This window comes from Latilactobacillus sakei subsp. sakei DSM 20017 = JCM 1157 (assembly GCF_002370355.1).
GTDB classification, from domain to species: Bacteria; Bacillota; Bacilli; order Lactobacillales; family Lactobacillaceae; genus Latilactobacillus; species Latilactobacillus sakei.
This window is the reverse complement of sequence record NZ_AP017929.1, coordinates 1,603,924-1,617,306: the sequence shown is the minus strand read 5'-3', so window position 1 is coordinate 1,617,306 and position 13,383 is coordinate 1,603,924. Positions and strand designations below refer to the sequence as shown.

15 protein-coding genes, 1 tRNA gene, 1 pseudogene and 1 riboswitch are annotated in these 13,383 nt (G+C 42.2%); of the genes and pseudogenes, 14 read left to right on the top strand and 3 right to left on the bottom strand.

The window, feature by feature from the left end; all coding sequences use genetic code 11:
• The first annotated feature begins 1 nt into the window (after position 1).
• The 10 genes from accB to msrC all read left to right on the top strand — a co-directional run bounded on the left by accB (position 2) and on the right by msrC (position 7,756).
• Positions 2–457, top strand: coding sequence for an acetyl-CoA carboxylase biotin carboxyl carrier protein (gene accB, locus LEUCM_RS08070; RefSeq protein ID WP_016265002.1), 456 nt, complete (start codon positions 2–4; stop codon positions 455–457).
• A 3-nt stretch (positions 458–460) separates the two neighbouring features.
• Positions 461–883: a 3-hydroxyacyl-ACP dehydratase FabZ gene (gene fabZ, locus LEUCM_RS08065; protein ID WP_011374525.1), complete on the top strand. Its 423-nt coding sequence runs from the start codon at positions 461–463 to the stop codon at positions 881–883.
• A gap of 13 nt (positions 884–896) precedes the next feature.
• Positions 897–2,243 carry an acetyl-CoA carboxylase biotin carboxylase subunit gene (gene accC, locus LEUCM_RS08060; RefSeq protein ID WP_016265003.1) on the top strand — a complete coding sequence of 449 codons (1,347 nt, stop codon included), beginning with the start codon at positions 897–899 and terminating at the stop codon, positions 2,241–2,243.
• Positions 2,244–2,256: 13 nt separating this feature from the next.
• Positions 2,257–3,108 carry an acetyl-CoA carboxylase carboxyltransferase subunit beta gene (locus tag LEUCM_RS08055; RefSeq protein WP_016265004.1) on the top strand — a complete coding sequence of 284 codons (852 nt, stop codon included), beginning with the start codon at positions 2,257–2,259 and terminating at the stop codon, positions 3,106–3,108.
• On the top strand, positions 3,086–3,883 hold the full coding sequence (gene accA / locus LEUCM_RS08050; RefSeq protein WP_016265005.1) for an acetyl-CoA carboxylase carboxyltransferase subunit alpha: 798 nt from the start codon (positions 3,086–3,088) through the stop codon (positions 3,881–3,883). Before LEUCM_RS08055 ends, accA begins: the two co-directional genes overlap by 23 nt.
• Before the next feature lie 23 nt (positions 3,884–3,906).
• Positions 3,907–4,656 carry an enoyl-ACP reductase FabI gene (gene fabI / locus LEUCM_RS08045; protein WP_016265006.1) on the top strand — a complete coding sequence of 250 codons (750 nt, stop codon included), beginning with the start codon at positions 3,907–3,909 and terminating at the stop codon, positions 4,654–4,656.
• Between the two features lie 5 nt (positions 4,657–4,661).
• On the top strand, positions 4,662–5,417 hold the full coding sequence (locus LEUCM_RS08040; RefSeq protein WP_082267647.1) for a biotin--[acetyl-CoA-carboxylase] ligase: 756 nt from the start codon (positions 4,662–4,664) through the stop codon (positions 5,415–5,417).
• Between the two features lie 18 nt (positions 5,418–5,435).
• Positions 5,436–5,969, top strand: coding sequence for a biotin transporter BioY (locus LEUCM_RS08035; RefSeq protein ID WP_011374531.1), 534 nt, complete (start codon positions 5,436–5,438; stop codon positions 5,967–5,969).
• A gap of 114 nt (positions 5,970–6,083) precedes the next feature.
• On the top strand, positions 6,084–7,217 hold the full coding sequence (locus LEUCM_RS08030) for a DUF4767 domain-containing protein (RefSeq protein WP_016265008.1): 1,134 nt from the start codon (positions 6,084–6,086) through the stop codon (positions 7,215–7,217).
• A 71-nt stretch (positions 7,218–7,288) separates the two neighbouring features.
• A complete protein-coding gene (gene msrC / locus LEUCM_RS08025; protein WP_016265009.1) occupies positions 7,289–7,756 on the top strand; it encodes a free L-methionine (R)-S-oxide reductase MsrC in 468 nt (155 codons plus the stop codon).
• A 37-nt stretch (positions 7,757–7,793) separates the two neighbouring features.
• Here the strand turns inward: msrC and LEUCM_RS08020 are convergent, their stop codons facing one another.
• Both LEUCM_RS08020 and LEUCM_RS08015 read right to left on the bottom strand, forming a co-directional pair.
• Positions 7,794–8,339, bottom strand: coding sequence for an ECF transporter S component (locus LEUCM_RS08020; protein WP_025015821.1), 546 nt, complete (start codon positions 8,337–8,339; stop codon positions 7,794–7,796).
• Between the two features lie 12 nt (positions 8,340–8,351).
• Positions 8,352–9,326 (bottom strand): nucleoside hydrolase, encoded by a 975-nt coding sequence (locus tag LEUCM_RS08015; protein ID WP_025015820.1) that lies wholly within the window; start codon positions 9,324–9,326, stop codon positions 8,352–8,354.
• A gap of 18 nt (positions 9,327–9,344) precedes the next feature.
• Positions 9,345–9,389, bottom strand: a riboswitch (PreQ1 riboswitch).
• A gap of 171 nt (positions 9,390–9,560) precedes the next feature.
• Between LEUCM_RS08015 and LEUCM_RS08010 the strand changes: the two genes are divergently transcribed.
• Positions 9,561–9,651: transfer RNA gene (locus tag LEUCM_RS08010), tRNA-Ser, on the top strand.
• Between the two features lie 131 nt (positions 9,652–9,782).
• On the opposite strand, the pseudogene LEUCM_RS08005 reads toward LEUCM_RS08010, so the two are convergent.
• Positions 9,783–10,385 (bottom strand): annotated as a pseudogene (locus tag LEUCM_RS08005) (nitroreductase family protein).
• 327 nt (positions 10,386–10,712) lie between these two features.
• On the opposite strand from LEUCM_RS08005, the gene LEUCM_RS08000 reads away from it, so the two are divergent.
• From LEUCM_RS08000 to LEUCM_RS07990, 3 genes are all read left to right on the top strand, one after another.
• On the top strand, positions 10,713–11,687 hold the full coding sequence (locus LEUCM_RS08000) for a DUF2785 domain-containing protein (RefSeq protein ID WP_016265013.1): 975 nt from the start codon (positions 10,713–10,715) through the stop codon (positions 11,685–11,687).
• Between the two features lie 26 nt (positions 11,688–11,713).
• On the top strand, positions 11,714–12,364 hold the full coding sequence (locus LEUCM_RS07995; RefSeq protein WP_016265014.1) for an HAD family hydrolase: 651 nt from the start codon (positions 11,714–11,716) through the stop codon (positions 12,362–12,364).
• A gap of 139 nt (positions 12,365–12,503) precedes the next feature.
• The gene (locus LEUCM_RS07990) at positions 12,504–13,358 is read left to right on the top strand and encodes a helix-turn-helix domain-containing protein (RefSeq protein WP_025015819.1); all 855 of its coding nucleotides are present in this window, start codon (positions 12,504–12,506) and stop codon (positions 13,356–13,358) included.
• The last annotated feature ends 25 nt before the right edge of the window (positions 13,359–13,383 follow it).

The window sequence follows — 13,383 nt, the reverse complement described above, 5'->3', positions numbered from 1 at the left end:
AATGAACTACGATGAAGTCAAAGAAATGGTGGCCTTGTTTAATCAATCAGGCAACCAAGAAATGCAACTTGAAACAAGTGATATCAAACTTTATTTAAATAAACGAGGCGTTCAAGATGTGCAACACGCGTCAGTAGCGCCATCAGTGACACCTACAACGCCAATGACAAGTATGCCAACTGAGGCGCCTGAAGCACCTGTGGCTGTTGCCGATGACACAGTTGCGATTGAAGCACCGCTTGTTGGGAGTATTTATTTACAACCAGCACCTGCTGATCCAGCTTTTGTGAAGGTTGGTCAAACGGTAGCGGTTGGCGATGTCGTTTGTGTGATTGAAGCCATGAAGATGATGACGGAAGTCAAAAGTACGGTGGCTGGGACAATTACTGACATCCTCGTTCAAAACGAAGAATTAGTTGAATACCAACAACCACTATTTAAAGTGAAAGAAGGCTAAACCATGTTAGATAGTCAAGAAATCCAAGCGATTTTACCCCATCGTTATCCGATGTTATTAATCGATCGCGTATTGAGTTTCGAACCAGGTGAATTCGCGATTGCACGGAAAAACGTGTCAATCAACGAAGCGGTTTTCCAAGGCCATTTTCCAGGTAATCCAGTATTGCCAGGTGTTTTCATTTTAGAAGCCATGGCCCAAACTGGGGCAGTCGCTTTATTAACGCTTGACCAATTTAAAGGGCGGACAGCCTTTTTTGGTGGCGTTAAGTCGGCTAAATTCAGACGGGTGGTTCGCCCTGGCGACACACTTGAAATTAAAGTCACACTTGAAAAATTAAAAGATCGGATTGGGGTCGGTAAAGCGATCGCAACGGTTGATGGTGAAAAAGCCTGTACCGCAGAATTAACATTTATTATCGAATAGGAGGCACCACGCGATGTTTAAGAAAGTATTAGTCGCTAATCGGGGCGAAATCGCGTTGCACATCATTCGGACGTTAAAAGAAATGGGCATTCCCTCTGTATCGGTTTATTCCAAAGCCGATAAAAGTAGTTTGCACGTTCAATTAGCGGACGAAGCGGTCTGCATCGGCGGTAATCGACCACAAGAATCCTATTTAAATATGCAAAACGTTTTATCCGCAGCGATTGGGACTGGTTGCGACGCGATTCATCCAGGGTATGGTTTTTTATCTGAAAACAGTCAATTTGCTGAAATGTGTGAAGCCTGTGGCGTGACGTTTATCGGGCCTTCTAGCCAAGTAATTGCGCAGATGGGGGATAAAAGTCAGGCCAAAACCAGTATGAAGGCGGCCGCCGTGCCGTTGATTCCTGGGAGTGATGGCCCATTAAAAAGTCTTGCGGACGCTAAAATCGTCGCCGCTAAAGTTGGTTATCCCGTAATGATTAAAGCCGTCGCTGGTGGCGGTGGCAAAGGGATTCGCTTGGTTGACGATGAAAGCCAACTCGCTGACAGTTATGCGCAAGCACAATTAGAAGCGGCCAGTGCTTTCGGCAATGATCAGTTGTACCTAGAAAAAATCATGCTGGACGTTAAACATATCGAAGTTCAAATTTTCAGAGATCGCTTCGGCAATGCTGTCTACTTCCCAGAACGGGATTGTTCAATGCAACGCTTTAAACAAAAGGTGATTGAAGAAACGCCATCGGCTTTATTAACGCCGGTTGAACGGGCTGAATTGGGCGCAATTGCACTCAAAGCGGCTGAACAAATTAATTATGAAAATACTGGGACTGTTGAATTTTTAATGGATCAGGACCATCAGTTCTATTTCCTAGAAATGAATACCCGAATTCAAGTTGAACATCCGGTAACCGAAATGGTGACGGGTGTCGATCTTGTCCGGGAACAAATCTTGGTGGCCGCAGGGGCACCATTATCATTTGATCAAGCCGCCGTTGAAACGCGTGGCTTTGCGCTTGAATGTCGTTTAAATGCTGAAGATCCGGACAATAACTTTGCCCCCTCGGCTGGTACGGTGAACTATTTATACTTACCAACTGGTAACTTAGGTGTGCGTATCGACACACATTTATTCAGTGGTTACGCGATTTCACCGTTTTACGATGCGATGATTGGCAAGTTAATTACTTGGGGCGCAACGCGCGAAATTGCGATTGCTAAAATGCATCGGGTGCTCAATGAGTTGATTGTTTCAGGGATTAAAACGAATGCACAGTTCCAACAAACGTTATTAGAAGATCCGGTCTTTTTAAGTAGCCAAGCGACGACGGATTATTTAACGTCATTAGCAACAGATTAAAAGGAGGGGCACCATGCAATTATTCAATGCCGTTCGTAATATCGGTAAAGCCCATCTTAAATATAATCAAGAAGCACGACAAAAGGTGCCAGACGGTTTATGGGTTGCCTGTCCTAAGTGTCAGCAATCGATTTATCATAAGGACCTTGGTTATTACCGGACTTGTCCGGTCTGTCAATATGGATTTCGGACGCGGGCTAAGGTTCGCCTAGATTGGTTGGTGGATAGTTTTGAACCAGCCGGCGATCTAGCGCAAACGCCTAATCCGCTCCATTTTCCCAAATATCCGCAGAAATTGCGAAAAGCACAGCAAATTACCGGACTAGAAGATAGTATTTTGACCGGTGTGGCAACTATTAAACAACAAAAATTCGCATTAGGTATCATGGACCCTTATTTTATTATGGGAAGCATGGGCAGTGCGACTGGTGAAAAAATTACACGGCTCTTTGAACTGGCAACTGAAAAAGGCTTACCCGTGATTTTAATTGCGGCTTCTGGTGGTGCTCGGATGCAAGAAGGGATTTTTTCTTTGATGCAGATGGCTAAAACCTCAGCGGCTGTTAAACAGCATGCCGAACAAGGGCTGTTGTACATTAGCTTATTAACCGATCCGACAACCGGTGGGGTAACAGCTAGTTTTGCAACGGAAGCCGATATTATTTTAGCCGAACCCAAAGCGGTGATTGGCTTTGCGGGCCGGCGTGTGATTGAACAGACGATGCACGAACAGATCGCACCGGATTTACAAGATGCCGAAACCGTCTTAAAAAATGGGTTTATTGATCAAATCATAGCACGTCAGGATCAAAAAAAGGTACTTCATCAATTGTTGAAGTTACATGAAAGAGGGGCTCATTATTAATCGTCAAAAAAAGACAGCCGCTAAGATTGTCGCCGGCGCCCGTAGTAGTCAAAAAATAACGACACCGGCATTATTGGCCAACCTTTTTGATGATTTAATGATTCTCAAAGGCGACCGAGTCGGCGGCGAAGATCCAGCCATTATTGGTGGTATCGCGTTATTTAATAATCAACCGGTGACGGTGATTGCAACTAATAAAGGGACAACACTTGAAGAACGTATGGCGTGTCACTTTGGTTGTCCTGAACCCGCCGGTTATCGCAAAGCGTTACGGTTAATGAAGGAAGCAGAGAAATTCAAACGTCCGATTATCACTTTGGTGAATACCGCGGGAGCTTATCCCGGGGCGCACGCTGAAGCGACCGGTCAGGGAATGGCGATTGCCAATAATTTATATGAAATCAGTACTCTGAAAACACCGATGATTAGCGTAATCTTCGGTGAAGGGGGCTCAGGTGGTGCCTTGGCACTAGCCTGTGGCGATCAAGTTTGGATGACCACTGAGAGTATGTATTCCATTTTATCGCCAGAAGGGTTTGCTTCAATTTTATGGAAAGATAGCCAGCGCGCTGATGAAGCGGCGGCAATCATGCAATTAACACCCCAATCTTTACAAGATGCCGGTGTGATTGAAGGGATTATTCAAGAAGAACCAGATGAACACCTTTTCTGTCAAAATATAACCACCGTCTTAACCGAACAATTAAATCAATTACAACAATTACCTGTCGAGACTTTATTGGCCACTCGACAAGCCAGATTTAGGCAATTTTAACGAAAAAAAGGAGTGTCAGAAACGTGTTAAATGGAAAGAAAATCCTAGTGATGGGCGTTGCTAATCAAAGAAGTATCGCGTGGGGATGTGCACAAGCAATTACACAAGCTGGTGGGGAGGTTATTTATACCTACCAAAACGACCGAATTAAACATAGTTTGTCAAAATTTGTCCCCGAAACAAGCTTATTGGTTGAATGTGATGTCAGCGATGATGCCGCAATTGAACAAACTTTTGCTGAAATTAAAGCTAAAGTGGGTCAAATTGATGGGATTGTTCATGCGATCGCCTATGCCAACCGTGAAGAGTTAGAGGGTAAGGTTTATGAAACATCTCGTTCAGGTTACTTATTAGCCCAAGAAATCAGTGCGTATTCATTAATCGCCGTCGCTAAATATGGTCGTGACCTCTTAAAACCAAATGGTAGCATTGTGACAATGACTTACTTTGGTTCAGAACGCGCTGTTCCTAACTACAACGTGATGGGTATCGCCAAAGCATCATTAGAAGCTAGTGTTCGCTATTTAGCACGAGATTTAGGCGCTGATCAAATTCGCGTTAATGCCATTTCTGCAGGGGCCATCAAGACACTCGCAGTGACCGGGGTTAAAGATTTCCGTTCATTATTAGAAGAATCAGAAAAACGAACTGTTGATGGTCAATCAGTCACGATTGAAGAAGTTGGGAATGTCGCTGGGTTCTTACTCAGTGATATGGCAACCGGTGTGACTGGTGACATTATCTACGTTGACAAAGGCGTTCATTTACAATAGACTTAATGACAATCGAGGCGGCGCAGATACAGCGGGTACTTTCCCCGGAACTACGCGATTTGCTCACCCTCTCAGTTCAGCAAGTCCTACCATCAACCAACGCTTATTTGTTGCAACAGCCAATGCGTGATCAGCAATGGTCAGTTGTGGTAGCGCAACAACAAACACAGGGCCGCGGCCAAAGAGACCACCAATTTGTATCGCCGATTGGTGGTCTTTATTTAAGTCTTTTGATGCCCGTTCGAGATCCTGCGTGTTTTAATGCCTTTCAACAAACAGCTGCAGCGGGCGTTGCACTTGCCGAAACAATTCAAGCCTTGTTGCATTATGAAGTTCAGCTTAAATGGGTCAATGACGTCTATAATCGGCGGCAAAAATTAGCAGGTATTCTAACAGAGGGTTATCTGGACGTTACCGGTCGCTTAAGTGGTGTCGTGGTAGGGGTCGGGCTTAACTTTGCCTCAACGATTGAAACTGAACATATTGGTAACTTGCGGGCGCTAGTAGTGGCACAGCAAGTCACGATTAACCAATTTAGTGCCCAGTATCTCAATCGATTATATACACTCTTACAATTACCAGCCCTTGAACTAACACGACGTTATCAGCGCTGGACGCCTTTGGTTGGTCGTAAGCTTCAATCGATTGCCGGACAACCGGTTAAAGGTCTAAGTGTTAGTGCACTCAAGCCAGATGGTACATTAATTTTAAGTAATCAACAAATCGTGCGAATTGGACAACGAGTCCGGTTTGCAGATTAATGAGCAGGAGGAATTGCGATGTCAGTATCAGTTGCGCGCCGGTTAAGCTATATCGGCGTATGTCTAGCCTTATTAATTGTTTGTGCCCAGATTAGTATTCCGATTTGGATTGTTCCGATTACACTTCAAACACTAGCTGTTGGACTGATTGCAACCGTCTTACCATTACAGTTGAGTAGTGCGGTAATTGCGGCTTATCTATTACTAGGATTAGTTGGATTACCAGTCTTCGCTAATTTTGCGGGTGGGGCGAGTGTTATCGTCGGACCGACAGGTGGTTATTTATTTGGCTTTATCATCTATATTGGCATCGTGCATTATGGCTTGCATTATTTTGGTCGTTCACGGCGCGTGATGTTTAGTGTTAATTTACTCGCTAGCCTCTGTCAGTTATTAATTGGCACGTTGTGGTTGAGAATAGCACTTCATTTAGGCTGGCAAGCTAGTTTCTTAACTGGTTTTGCACCTTATGTCCCAATTGAAATATTAAAAAGTGGGCTGATTGTGGCAGTGATTGCACGATTGCCACAACGCATTCAGCAGTTCCGTTAATCATGAAGAAAGTCGCCTTATTCGGCGACTTTTTTTGTGGTCAAAAAAAGCAAGATTTGCATAATATGCTATAATAAAACCGTTATCATATTCAAGTACAGTGGGGGATATTATATGAAAAAGCAAGGGGTATTATTTGGTGCAGCGGCGCTCTTATTATTAGCAGGGTGCAGTCAAAAGGTTGAAGGACCTAAGTCAACAGCCAAAAGCAGCAGTACGAGTCAACAAGTTAAAACGTCAAAAAAGGCGAAGAAAACAACAACTAGCTCAGCTAAAAAGGTTAGTCGCAAACAAGTAACACAAACGTCGTCTTCAGATAAGGCAGTCTGGTCGTCAGCCAAGTCACAAGCTTTGAAGAGCTATATGGCTAATTTTAGTCAATCAATGAATCAACAATACGCGGACTATCAACCCGGTAATGAAACTCATTTCTTTGGGCTTAACTATCCAAGTTACTTTAAAGAAGACAAACTAGCTGTTGATGATCAACACGTGACAGCTGATTGGTCAGCAGACGGGACTGGCAGCAGCGATTACAATGTCGTGGGGATTTATTCAGACAGTGCGGCTGCGCACGATATGTCGGCTCATCTATATCTATTTACGATTCATGACGGCCAACCGGTGGTCTTGATTACAGAACAAAATCAAGGCATGCCAGATGGTCTTGTGCACTTCAAAGAAACAGCCAATACAGATTTGAAGCAAAACTTTACACAAATTGTCGGTGGTGGCTCGGCAACAACGGCTAATACAACCAAAACGCCATCATCAACTGCCAACTATCAAGTGCCGTCAGAATTAGTTGGGACTTGGTATGGTTATAGTGAGTATAGTAAGCAGCCAGAGCAGATTGATACGCTTGAAATAGCTGGAAATAAGCTGACACTGAATGGCGAAACGACTGAATTACATCAAGATAGTGAACGAACAAGTCAAGAGCGCGAACTATTGAGTGGTAAAGGTGATCCAAATCAAATAGATAAAAATAAAATGGATAATTGGGGTGTTATTAAAGAGTTTGATGTCGAAGGCCGTCACTGGCTCAATGTTCGTGGTTGGTATCAAAGTGCCGGGGATGGTAGTTATTACGGTGTTAAGAGCCGTAATATCGATGGGGAAACCATGCCTGTTTTAACGATTGCTGGTGGGGCTGGTATGTGGCCTAGTCAACATTTATATCCAACTAAGGCAGCGGCGTTATCAATGAAAGATACGAAATTTGATGATGAGCATAATCAAGAATAATTAAAAAATTCACCGGAATTGCGTAAGATTCTGCTTTCCTCTATAATAATTTGAAAAGAGGAGTGATGGAGATGTTTAAATCGCGTGATGAAAAGGTAGCGGCTTACGAAATGTTACTCAAGCAACAAGCAGCATTATTAGAAGGCGAGACAAATTTAATTGCTAATTTGGCTAATTCTTCGGCCTTGTTGAACCAAACGTTACCAGAAACGGTTTTTGCCGGTTATTATTTGTATCAAGATAATGAGTTAGTTTTAGGACCTTTTCAAGGCAATGTCTCATGTATGCATATTACAATGGGCAAAGGCGTCTGCGGTGAAGCTGCTGCTGAACAAGCGACTGTGATTGTAACGGATGTGACGAAACATCAAAATTACATCGCCTGCGACTCAACAGCTCGCTCTGAAATCGTCGTACCAATGATGAAAGACGCGCAATTGATCGGCGTTTTAGATCTCGATAGCCGCGAAGTCGGCGCTTATGATGCAGTTGATCAAGAATACTTAGAACGTTTTGTTCAGTTATTAATGCAAGCATAAAAAACAAGGTCCCTTTTAGGGGCCTTGTTTTTAGTTTCTAGAGTGTGGCGATTTGTTTTTTGAGGTGGTAACAAACTTGGGTCACAATCACAATTGCCAACAAGCGGTCCAAGTAATCAGTTCCAGCTTGGACAAGCGTGATGCTCGCGAATTGATTGAGGCCGAGGCCACTGAGTAGTTGAACAATCATGCTGGAACCTGAAGACGTAATACCGTGGAATAGGAAATAAGTAATCAGTGAACTAACGACAGTGCCGGGCAAAGCAACGCCAATGGCAACTAACGGAATTTCGCGTTTACTACGTTGATGTTGGTATAAAAAACAACCTGCTAGTAAGCCGGTTAAAAGGCCATCTGGTAAATAGTATAGCGCGAATAAGTCAGTCGTAATACCACTAAGAACGCTACTGGCAGTCGCCGTTAATGCGCCAGCTAAGGGTCCCAGTAACGCACCGGCAAGGATTGTCCCAATACTGTCGAGGTAAATTGGGAACCGTAAGACGAGCGCAATGTTACTGCCAACGTAATTTAAGGCGATTGCTAAGGTGATAATTGTTAGATGGCGCGTTTTAAATTTTTTCATTAAAGGTTGTTCCTATCTGAGTTTTTTTAAGTCCGTTTTAATGATTGAAGCCTGTGCATTTAAAACGACGGTCAAAAACTGTTCAAAGAAACGATTTGTATCTACCTCAGTTAAAATGAGGCTATTAATAGGACGGTGCCAAAAGTCGAAGCGGTCCACCAGTGTTTGGTCAATACTGATGCCGGTTATTTCGACAGTGGTGTAGCTTTCAAAGCCCTGACAAAGTGTCGGGTCGATGAAATAGGCGACTGCGAGCGGATCATTAATGACACAGCCGATGATGTGTTCATATTGCCAGTGGAAATCAAAATAAAACTGCGTAATAGCGGCTAAATAGTCACCAACTTCAGGATTGATCCGCTGACAATAAGCTAACAAGGTGGGCGTGAAGACAATCTCACGAGTGACATCTAAGCCAATCATTTCGATTTTCTGATTGAGGTGTTCATAGACCGCCAAAGCAGCCTCCGGATCACTCCAATAATTAAATTCCGCCACTGGGGAGCAATTACCATGACTTTTATAGGTGCCACCCATCGAAACGAACCGCGCACAATTGGCCCCCAATTGGGGATTTAATGTTAGCGCGGTCGCAATGTTGGTCAGTGGCCCGAGTGCGATAATACTAATATCACAAGGTGCCTTAAAAGTCGTCGCTAAAAAATCGGCTGCCGATTGCTCAGCGGCCTTGGTAGTCGTTTGGCGGGGAATATGACTATCGCCCAAACCATCCATACCATGTGTATCTTGAGCACTAACAAAGGTCTTCTTGAGCGGCTGGGCCGCACCAGCGTAGACCGGGATGTCTAGTCGACCGAGTCGTTCTAGACATTTAAAGGCATTGTCGACGCCAATTTCGACGGGGACGTTGCCGCAAACAATCGTTAAAGCAACGACTTCTACTTCAGGCGATTGAATGGCCAAATTCAACGCGAGAGTGTCATCGATGCCTGGATCGCAATCAATAATAATTTTGCGAGTTTGCATTTATTTCTAACCTCCTTGAGATCCTTAGTTTTTTATTCTGGGAAGTTTCCGAACCAGTCCAAGCGGGGCTTAGGCGCTTGATTTCAAATGCACCATTTCATGATAACGTGTTGATAGCGTCCTGTAAATAGGGGGTTTTAAGCCGGATTGAAAAAAATTAAATAACTTAGTAAATTTGAGTTGACATTAATTGTCAGACTTGGTATTATAATAAACGTTGTAAGATATTGATATGGAGAATTACCCAAGTCTGGCTGAAGGGAACGGTCTTGAAAACCGTCAGGTGGGTTCTGCCCACGCGAGAGTTCGAATCTCTCATTCTCCTTAATGAATAACAGATAAACACCTCATCGGATAATCGATGAGGTGTTTTTTGTTCTAATTGCGTAAAAAAATAACCAGTCGATTGAAAAATCAATGGCTGGTTATTTTTTGAAACGCCTTAATTAAAAGCGATTATTTATTGTATGTTGTGAAACGGTCTTCAACAGTTGCGTATTCCTTAGCATCTGCTGGATTTTCGATTGAGCCAAATGGCATTTGAGCACGAAGTTTCCAGTTTGATGGGATATTCCATTTAGCAGCAACTGCTTCATCAATGACTGGATTGTAATGTTGCAAGTTAGCACCGATATTTTGTTCAGCAAGTGCCATTCATGTTGCGTATTGTGCCATACCATTTGATTGTTCTGCCCAAACTGGGAAGTTTTCAGCATATAATGGCACGTTTTCTTGGAAGCCCTTGATAATATCTTGATCTTCGAAGAACAGAATTGTGCCGACACCACCAGCAAATGATGCTAGTTTAGCTTGTGTATTAGGGAAGTATTCAGCGGGTGTTAATGGTTTTAAGGCACTTGCTGTAATATCATTCCACAAAGTATTGTTGGCTTCACCGAATAAAATAACTGCACGTGAACCTTGGCCGTTGAAAGCACTTGGTGTTTCTTTGATTGTCTTGAAGATTAATTCTGAAACTTCAGCTTCAGTTAAGTCGATGTTTTGACCTAAAGCGTAGATTGAACGGCGTTGTTGTTGTAAATCGAATAAGTTTGTCATATTTAAAATGCCCCTTTAGAAGTTAGTTTATTGATAACAGGTATTACTATATCACACTTACAAAAGATAAGTAAAGTGTTTTGTAAGCCTTTTTTTGTTAACTAATTTATAGATTGTTGGCAATTTAATTGTTAAAACCCGTTATGGCGCTATTTATAGCATATCTAAATGGCGGGATTAATATTTAATTTAGTAATATTTTTTTGGCGATTAGGATTATTAGTTTCAGAAAGCGTTTTATTAATCTTAACGGTTTATGTCTGGGGTAGAATACTCTATAATAAGGAGCTATGAGCAGTTGTCTGTAGAAAGTAGGGTGACGATTAATTGAAACAAGTTCAAAATGTTATTCAGCAACTTACAGAAATTAGAACAGCACTAATGAATGGTGAAATTTATCAATCTGTACCAGAAAAAGTATTAGCCGTCATGGACGGTGTTCAATACAAAACACGGCGCACGCACATTGCAATTCCGGATGATGCGGATGCCGCTTTGGCACGAATTGCTGCAATTGACCAACAAATCAAAACCGATGGTAAAGCAGCGCAGATATCGGATGAAGCGTTGGATGATTTATTACGGCATATGGCTAGTCCAGATGCACGTGTGAGAGATAAGGGTGTCTTTTATCTCTTTAATCGGTTATTACGCCAAACCGTTTTAACGAAAGAACAATTATTATGGGTTAAAGATCGTTTGTTAAGCGATGACTATTTATTCGCCCATATTTTTGAACCTGAAAACGATGGTGTTTTCTTGCGCTCATTTAGCGCGATGTTTCTGGCTGGTGTTTTATACGCTAACCGGACGTTCTATCATGTATTAACAGAAGCCGAGTTAGTGGCGATTGAAATGCGCATTATGGCGTATACGGTCATTGAATTGGATTCAAGAGGGTATGTTGAAAACAAGGGCTGGGCGCACGCAATGACGCATATTATTAACGTCTGGTCTGAACTAAACGAAACGACCGAATTACAACGGGCGGATAAATTATTAATGCTAGTGGTTGTGATGCAAGCTTATCGCTTCTCTGATAATGCATTAGCGTATGGTGAAGACAGTCATTTAACCAACGTGATTATCAATTTAATGAAGAAGAATCGGTTATACATCGATTACTTTTTAATCGTGCTGCAAGAATGGCAACAAGCGATGTTAACCATTGCGCCGGAAGAAAACGTGGCGTTTTGGAATCGTTGGTATAACCGGAATCGATTTTTACAATCATTGCTGGTACAGCCAGAATTACCAGAAAAAATTGCGGATTATTTACGTAAAATTTCTGATTTATTTTAAGACTATTAGTGAGGATTGAAACAAGGATGACAGTAAAAGGTGTAATTTTTGATGTTGATGGGATCTTAGTCAACAGTGAACCATATTATTTTGAACAACGCTTAACATTTTTAAATGCAATTGGGGCAAAGTTAACCGTTGAAGAAAGTCGACGCCAAATTGGCTCTAACATGAATGCCGTTTTAAAACAGGTTTATCCGGGTAGAACTATGAATGACTATGCGATGATTAAAGAGGGCTATCGCTCTTATAAGCGTAAACATCCGATTCGCTTTGATAAAATTTTAAATCAGGATGCGCAGACGCTGTTAGCCGAGATTGCACCGAAATATCAAATCGGGTTGGCCTCAGCTGGTGAACGTCAAATTATTAATCAAATGCTTGCTGAAACTAAACTAACGCCTTATTTTGAAACAATTGTCAGTGGTGCGGAGACGGCTCACAATAAACCGGCACCGGATGTTTATACAACTGCAATTGCACAATTGGGGTTAAAAAGTGATGAAGCAGTGGCCATCGAAGATTCTGAGTTTGGCATTAAGGCTGGTAAGGCGGCGGGATTAACCGTCATTGCTTTAAAACCGCTTGACAGTCAATTTAAAATTAACCAAGAAGAGGCTGACTACCGTGTTGAATCTTTAACCGAGGTACCGGCTATTCTGGCACAATTATCATAAAAGTATAATCTTGAACCCGAGATTATTTTTTAGTTAATTGGCTAAATAACGTATATTAATACCTGTTTATCGTATATAATGGTAGGCAGGTATTAAGTGTCAACGGGATTAAATAAGAATGTCACTGGGGAATTTGAAGATGATGAAGATATTAGGGGAAAACTTTAAACGAATCCGTAAGTCAAAAGGATTCACGCAAGCTGATTTAGCGCATGGTATTTGTACGCAAGCGACGGTTAGTCTCGTCGAACGTCGTAATCAGGTGCCGAGTACGAAAATCTTAATGCAGCTTTGTCAACGCTTGGAAGTCTCGGTCGATAAAATTATCGTCCAAGAAGAAGATCAATTACACGTTTTAATGCGTAAACTACAAGATTTAGCGAATGATGATGAGTTTGAACAGGCGCATCACATTATTCAACAGATTCATAGTAATGAGTTAGCCGAACCTGAAGATTTTAAACGTTACTACTATTATCAGGGGCAGATTAGCTTATTATTACAAGATAGTCCGGATGATGCACTCTTTTTCTTCCACCGGGCTTATGAACAATATGTGACGTCACGAACGGATACGTATGGTGTTTTATGTATTATTGGTATGAGTTTGGCCAATGTGAAGAAGGGTCAATTAGACCGCGCGCAAAAGCAAGTCGATAAAGCAATCCGAATTATGGATAGTGAACCGGGCTTAATGATGATTGATTTTCCGAATCATTTGCGCATTTACGGCACCATTGCTGAAATTTTCTGTGCATTAGGCGCTTATCCGACAGCACGACGTTATGTCAAAGAAGCTATCCAAGATGCACTCGATAAACATAGTTTGTATCTATTGGATTATCTCTACTTCGTTTTAGGCCAAATTGAAGTTCAACGCGAAAACGACCAAAAAGCATTGCAACATTTTCACGTTGCCCAAACACTTGCGCAAATTAGAAAGCATCCTTTAATTTTGACGCAAGCCAACGCACAAATTCAAAAATTAGCATAAAAAAAGCTGAGGATTTAAATCCTCA

Excerpts from the sequence above, each read along its gene's own strand:
- LEUCM_RS08015 (WP_025015820.1), bottom strand. The coding sequence starts at position 9,326 with ATGCAAACTCGCAAAATTATTATTGATTGCGATCCAGGCATCGATGAC.
- LEUCM_RS07990 (WP_025015819.1), top strand. The coding sequence starts at position 12,504 with ATGATGAAGATATTAGGGGAAAACTTTAAACGAATCCGTAAGTCAAAA.
- LEUCM_RS08040 (WP_082267647.1), top strand. The coding sequence starts at position 4,662 with ATGACAATCGAGGCGGCGCAGATACAGCGGGTACTTTCCCCGGAACTA.
- accC (WP_016265003.1), top strand. The coding sequence starts at position 897 with ATGTTTAAGAAAGTATTAGTCGCTAATCGGGGCGAAATCGCGTTGCAC.
- accA (WP_016265005.1), top strand. The coding sequence starts at position 3,086 with ATGAAAGAGGGGCTCATTATTAATCGTCAAAAAAAGACAGCCGCTAAG.
- LEUCM_RS08035 (WP_011374531.1), top strand. The coding sequence starts at position 5,436 with ATGTCAGTATCAGTTGCGCGCCGGTTAAGCTATATCGGCGTATGTCTA.
- LEUCM_RS08055 (WP_016265004.1), top strand. The coding sequence starts at position 2,257 with ATGCAATTATTCAATGCCGTTCGTAATATCGGTAAAGCCCATCTTAAA.
- accB (WP_016265002.1), top strand. The coding sequence starts at position 2 with ATGAACTACGATGAAGTCAAAGAAATGGTGGCCTTGTTTAATCAATCA.
- LEUCM_RS08030 (WP_016265008.1), top strand. The coding sequence starts at position 6,084 with ATGAAAAAGCAAGGGGTATTATTTGGTGCAGCGGCGCTCTTATTATTA.
- LEUCM_RS08020 (WP_025015821.1), bottom strand. The coding sequence starts at position 8,339 with ATGAAAAAATTTAAAACGCGCCATCTAACAATTATCACCTTAGCAATC.
- LEUCM_RS07995 (WP_016265014.1), top strand. The coding sequence starts at position 11,714 with ATGACAGTAAAAGGTGTAATTTTTGATGTTGATGGGATCTTAGTCAAC.
- msrC (WP_016265009.1), top strand. The coding sequence starts at position 7,289 with ATGTTTAAATCGCGTGATGAAAAGGTAGCGGCTTACGAAATGTTACTC.
- fabZ (WP_011374525.1), top strand. The coding sequence starts at position 461 with ATGTTAGATAGTCAAGAAATCCAAGCGATTTTACCCCATCGTTATCCG.